Raw genomic sequence first — 6116 nt, forward strand, 5'->3', positions numbered from 1 at the left:
GCCCCGCCGGTTTTTTCGCCGGCGGGGCAGGAATCTTGAGCCTTATCGCTAAGGTGTTAATGCCTGACCCGCCCGGCCGATAGCAACGAATACTACCGCGTTAAGGCAGGGTATATACGAGCAACCGTCAAGGTGCATTGCTCTCCGGGTCAGGTTAAAATCACTCATGCTACAAAGTATACGCAAGGAATAAATGATGTCAAGAATTCAGAGCGCTTCTTGACATTTTATATTCTCTCAATAGCATTGAGTCAATATAAAAAGCTGAACCGCAAGGAGGATTTGATGGAAAAGCATGCTTCGTGGGACAGCAGAGCGGCATTTATCCTTGCCGCGATAGGCTCGGCCATCGGTTTAGGCAACGTTTGGCGCTTTCCTTATATAGCCTACAAGTTCGGCGGGGGAGCGTTTCTTATCCCCTACCTGGTGGCTCTTGCGACGGCTGGAATTCCTCTCCTTATTCTCGAATTTTCGCTCGGTCACAAGATGCGTGCGTCCGCTCCCTTCTCCTTCTCTAAAATCAAAAAGAACACCGAGTGGCTTGGATGGTTCGCCCTACTCGTAGGCTTCATCATCGTTACCTATTACGCAGTTGTTATGGCATGGTCGAGCAGATACCTGATATCCTCCTTCACTCTCGAATGGGGCAAAAATCCAAAGGTTGTAGAGAGCTTTTTTTTCGCGAAGATCCTCGGCGTAACAAAAGGGCCTTTCGAACTCGGAAAGATAATGTGGCCATTGCTGGGTCTGCTGGTACTCATGTGGGTGTGGGTGATAGCCTCTATATGGAAGGGGGCAAAAACGGTCTCGAAGGTTGTCTGGGTTACAGTTATTGCACCATGGGTCATACTCGTCATCTTTCTCATAAGGGGAGTAACGCTCCCTGGCGCCGAGGAGGGGCTCAAGTATTTTCTGACCCCGAACATCGAAGCACTCAAGGATCCGGCGGTCTGGCATGCCGCATACAGCCAGGTCTTCTACTCTCTTACTATAGGCTTCGGAGTCATGATAGCTTACGCCTCCTTTCTGCCCCGCAAGACCGATATAATAAACAACGCGATAATCATAGGTCTTGCTGATGCGGGGACCGCTTTTGCAGGAGGAATCGTCGTCTTCTCCACGCTTGGCTACTACGCCCAGACCACAGGGCAGAAGGTTGCAGACGTTGTTGCCTCCGGCCCCGGTCTCGCATTCGTAACCTACCCCATGATCATCAATAAGCTTCCCCTGGCGCCGGTGTTCGGGGTTCTGTTCTTCATAATGCTTCTTACCCTCGCGATAGACTCCGCCTTCTCTCTCGTCGAAGGAGCCGCAGCAGGGCTTCTTGACCGCTTCAAATGGAAGCGCTACCCGACTTTGATAGCGATGGCTGTGGCGGCATTGTTCATCGGCGTCATCTACATCACAGGCAGCGGCTTGTACTGGCTCGACATCGTCGACCACTTCATGAACAACTTCGGGCTTTTTGCGGTCGTTCTCGGCGAATGCATAGTCGTCGGATGGATGTGGCGCTCCCGGTTTCTCAGGAGTCATTCCAACCTTCGTTCCGAAGTCAAGGTTGGCGTATGGTGGGAGGGCATGATTCAATGGGTCATTCCGGCTATCATTCTCTTTATCCTTTCATTCACAGTTATCGATCGCATCAAGGCGCCGTATGGCGGCGACTATCTCGCCGAGTTCGTAGGCGGCTGGCTCGTCATAGGACTTCTCGCTGAGACTGCCATCATCATGTCCCGGATGCAATGGAGAAAGAAAATACCGGCGATGCTCATCCCTCCCATACTCATCGCTTCGTTCTACGGCCTGCGTTTTTCCTGGATTCAGTCCCACTTTACTCCTCAAGAGATGTCCGGGATTCAGACTCCGCTCTTCCTCGCTTTGTGGTGGGTCGGCATTGCCGTGTTGATTGAAATCGCCCTCCTATTGACGAAGATGAAGCCAATGCGCAAACTGGCCCTGATGCTCGCGCCGCCCGGTCTTGTAGGCGCATTCTACCTCGTCTCCTGTGCATGGAGGGCCAATAAGCCTCAGATAGTCATTCTCATATTTACGTGTCTGGTTCTTTACGGCGGAATAGTGCTTTCGCTCTGGCGTTCGGCATGGTTCGTGAAAAAGGTCAAGCGGGGCGAGATAGTCCTGCCTGATGATAAGGAAGACTAACAATCTGTTCTCAGGAGCATTAAATGTCACATGAATCACCTTCAGTATTTCTCTGGCTGCGGAAAGGGAACTTGGATGACGGACGACTCAAGAAGGCGGACGCCTTCTTCGCTAAGCGCCCGAAGATTCAAAAGAAAAATATAAAAGGACCCTGGCATGGCGCAATCTACGCATCAGGAAGCTCAATGCTCAGGGAATCGAATGGCGTAGTGAGCTACTGGGCGCAGGAGGGAACCGGGATTAGGGCGGACAACGAGCCGAACAGATTCCTCCTCTCCCGTCTCGTGCGCTATGAAGGGTTCTGGGTAGCCATCGAAGTAGATTCAGAAAACTCACTAATAAAGCTTGCCCGGGATCGCCTGGGAGGAATGGCCCTTTATATGTTCAGGGATTCGAACAACTTCGTGCTTTCCTCAGACATTAAGGCAATCAGAGCATCCATTCCTCAAGGCTTCTTTATCTCCCGCGAACGCCTTGCAGGGTTCCTTTGTTCATCCCTGCCTCCCTATTTCGGACCCGAAACCTTCTTTGAGAATATTCTCCGTCCTCAGACCGGCGCTCTCCTTAACTATGATTTGAAGAATACTTCCGAGGAGTCCGCATCCTATCTTCCACCATTTACTAATCCAGCGCTCTGGGTGCCGCCGTTCGAAGAAAACTTCAAGAGCTGGACGTCAAGACTGCGGTCGCTCCTGCGGAAAACACTCCTCTCGAACCTCGGCGGCGTAAAAAACCTCGCCTTCGAGCTCTCAGGCGGAGTGGACTCATCCGTCATGGCGGTGGAGCTTGCACGCTCGGGAATGAGCTTCCGCACGACAAGCGTTACCTATCCCGAATGCAAGGGCCGGGACCCCGACGAATCGTCCAGGGCTGCACTTACGGCAAAGAAGCTCGGATTCAACATCCACTGGGTCGAAGTCACCGGGAAGGATATAATCGGGCACAACGACAAACTCTCCCTAGCCTACTCCGAGCCCATCTCGGACCCGAGCCTTCTCGTCGCATACGAACAGGAGAGGGTCATCCGCAGCCTCGGCCACACGTCGGTGGTATCCGGTCAGGACGGCGATACGCTTTTCGGCGGGCTGGCATCTCTCTGGATGGGTTCGCTCTTGTTAAAGAATCCGGCGCAGGGACTCGCGCTCTGGCGGAAATGGCGCTCGATGATACCCTTCTCCGCCCTCGCAAGCGCCGCGTTCATTTTTCTCTCGCCGCTGACCCGTAGGTTCGTCGAGAACTCTAGGAAAATGATGCGCTCAAGGGCTTCCTGGCTCAAGGTTGCGCCCCAGATCCCTCACTGGTACGCCACGGACGGAGCCAACTATGTTATCTATAAAAAACAGCATGAAATAGAAGAAGTCCTTAGTTTGCTCTTCCGATGGGTTCTTGAAAGAGCCGGTGTTCTCAAGCTTAACCACTATCTCCCTTATATAAATCTAGAGATGACGGATCTTATGGATGCGGTACCTACCTCCTTGATAATCCACGAGGGCTACAACAAATATCTTACCAGGCTGGCATACTCCGACGAACTCCCGAAGGAAGTAATCTGGCACAGAGGCAAGCTAGGGTTTGTCGTGCCTCTTGATATATGGGTCAACGGTCCATTCAAGAAGGAGATTGAAGAGTGCGTTTTCAGCTCGACGAAGCTCGGCGAAATAGTCGATCTTGCCGAGCTTGAATCCCGCTTCGATGAACTCAAGCCCATGCTTCGCTGGCGGTTGTATTCGACTGCAAGATTTCTCGATTTGTTCTAAAACTCACATATCTCTATTTTTGTCCTCAGGGTAGATGCAATGGGTGAAAATGAATAGGCATAGAATCCGCAGCTTCCTTCAAAAAACAATTCTGGGTGGGATCCCCAAGGTATTGCGATGCAATAACTTGGGGATAAAAAACCGGGGCTTTGGGGGCCCCGGCTCTTTGTGGTCTTTCTAGGGTCGGATGGTTAGGAAGTGCGTGTGTCCTCTGCATCGATCTGAAGCAAGTTGACTTTCAGATCAACTTTAAGTCTCACTACTCATAAGACGCAAAAGGAGGGAGTTTTGTTTACCCCACTATGGTCATTTATGCGGCTGAATCAGAAGCCTTTCATTGATCGTTGTTACAGGTTCATTGCCTACTGTTTCAACAACTGTAACCCACGGTATTGCAGAACGTTCTTGAGATACCAGCCAGACATCGTTCTTGCCGTAAAGGTTCTCCCAGGCTTTCTTGTCAAGAGGGATGAGCACCGGTTTGGGCGCTGATTCATCGGTGGAAGATACTTGGTTGAAGAGAACGCGCTCGATTTTTTCAAGAGGAACATCTCTATTTGCATCATGCGAAGCCGTCCGGACAAGATGATTCGAGTCAGAAGCGTCTTCGACAACGGCTAACCCTTCAGAGCCGAAAGAGACGGCATTAGCAAGGCCGAGCGGCGGGCCATAGATTTCCCTGGATTCGACAGTTTCTGCAACTTTTGTTTCGATGACCGGCTTGACGGCATGCGGTAGAACTGCAAAAAACGCAAGAGCGCAGGTTAATGCAGCGCCTACCAGAATGCCTCGCCACAATGCAGGTCTGCGCGCAGGTTTTGCCTGGCCAGCTATTCTTTCTTTGACTCCGGTAAAAAGGCCTGGCGGCACTTCAACAGGCGCGATTGATTCTGCAAGCTCTTTAATTTTTTTTATATCACTATACACTTTCATACAGCTTTTGCAGCTGCGCAGGTGGTTTTTTACCGCAAGTTTTTCCCCCTCGCTTAAATCCCCATCGGTGTAACGAGACAAAACTGTTTCAGACGGGTGTCGGTTCATCTAACCTCCATACTTCTTTTAATTTTTTCCTTAGAGCCATGCGTGAACGGTGAAGAAGCGATTTGGACGAGCCGGGGGTTATCTTCAGGATATCGGATATCTCTTCGTGGGAGAAGCCCTGAATATCGTGAAGGACGAATACGCCCCTGTAGCTAGGAGGAAGCGTCTCGACCGCCCGCTCCAGGGCGATGCGCGTATCATGATTTGTCTTCGGTGCGTGCAGGGATTCTGAGGTGTTCATCCAGTCTTCAAGCTCGACAGTTGGAACTCTCTTTCTGCGGGAGCGGTCTATGCAGTGATTCATCGTTATACGGTATATCCAGGTCGAAAGCTTGGAGCGTCCCGCGAACTTAGAAAGATTGTTGTAGACCTTCACGAATACTTCCTGCGTAGCGTCCTGTGCGTCGGTGCGGTTGCTAAGCATCCTGAAGCAGAGATTGTAAACCATCGGCGCGTGCTCCTTATAAATACGCTCAAGCTCCTTTTCGCGTTCTCTATCCCTCGCTTTATCGCTAACTTCTTTACCAACCCCTTGTTCGGTAAGAGAAAGGCTTAATCCTTCGCCAGCCATCATATCATTTTGACGCAGTTCCCGCACCGATGGTTTGCTCTTCATCTTTTTAGCAGGAAATGGTGTCACATGATTAATATAGTCACGATTTAGCCGATTGCAAGTACACTAGGCCCCACAAAAACATCTCAAAATCGTAGCACGAATCTTGGAATTCGTATACCGAAACCAGGTCAGGATTAATTCACCCCAACAGGTTGCCGCGCACCCCGTTGGGGACCCCGAACCAAGTCAGATTTAACTCTTTGCGGTCAGGAATCATGGTCGAATACTCCCCAAAGTAGCGGCTGGAAGCGCATGCGTTCGGCAGAATCGATTCCAGACCCGGGGTCCCTGAGAAATTGCGAAGCGATTTCTTGGGGTGGGAAAGCTGGTCAGAAGGTGGTCAAAAGATAGACAAAAGCTGGACAAATTCCCTGACGTGATTAGTCAGGATTCGAGAAATGGAGTCCCGTTTGATGAAAAGCGTCACGAACTCCAACGTCATTGCGAGGAGAAACGCCGAAGGCGTTAGGACGCGGCAATCTCATGGCAGTATCTTGATTTTACGGCGCAGAGGCGTTTGTTTTTAACTTTGTGCTATGAGA

4 protein-coding genes are annotated in these 6116 nt (G+C 51.0%); 2 read left to right on the top strand and 2 right to left on the bottom strand.

Annotated elements, in window-relative coordinates; all coding sequences use genetic code 11:
• The first annotated feature begins 285 nt into the window (after positions 1–285).
• Positions 286–2160, top strand: coding sequence for a sodium-dependent transporter (locus GX441_06405; protein ID NLI98275.1), 1875 nt, complete (start codon positions 286–288; stop codon positions 2158–2160).
• Between the two features lie 23 nt (positions 2161–2183).
• Positions 2184–3917: an asparagine synthase gene (locus GX441_06410; protein NLI98276.1), complete on the top strand. Its 1734-nt coding sequence runs from the start codon at positions 2184–2186 to the stop codon at positions 3915–3917.
• 306 nt (positions 3918–4223) lie between these two features.
• Here GX441_06410 and GX441_06415 read toward each other — a convergent pair whose 3' ends face one another.
• A complete protein-coding gene (locus GX441_06415) occupies positions 4224–4958 on the bottom strand; it encodes a hypothetical protein (GenBank protein NLI98277.1) in 735 nt (244 codons plus the stop codon).
• Entirely contained in the window at positions 4939–5598 is a 660-nt protein-coding gene (locus tag GX441_06420) for an RNA polymerase sigma factor (protein ID NLI98278.1), read from the bottom strand. Before GX441_06420 ends, GX441_06415 begins: the two co-directional genes overlap by 20 nt.
• Positions 5599–6116 lie beyond the last annotated feature (518 nt).

It is taken from the genome of bacterium, from assembly GCA_012517375.1.
Classification (GTDB): Bacteria; Hydrothermota; Tepidihabitantia; order B3-TA06; family B3-TA06; genus JAAYVC01.

Excerpts from the sequence above, each read along its gene's own strand:
- GX441_06405 (NLI98275.1), top strand. The coding sequence starts at position 286 with ATGGAAAAGCATGCTTCGTGGGACAGCAGAGCGGCATTTATCCTTGCC.
- GX441_06410 (NLI98276.1), top strand. The coding sequence starts at position 2,184 with ATGTCACATGAATCACCTTCAGTATTTCTCTGGCTGCGGAAAGGGAAC.
- GX441_06415 (NLI98277.1), bottom strand. The coding sequence starts at position 4,958 with ATGAACCGACACCCGTCTGAAACAGTTTTGTCTCGTTACACCGATGGG.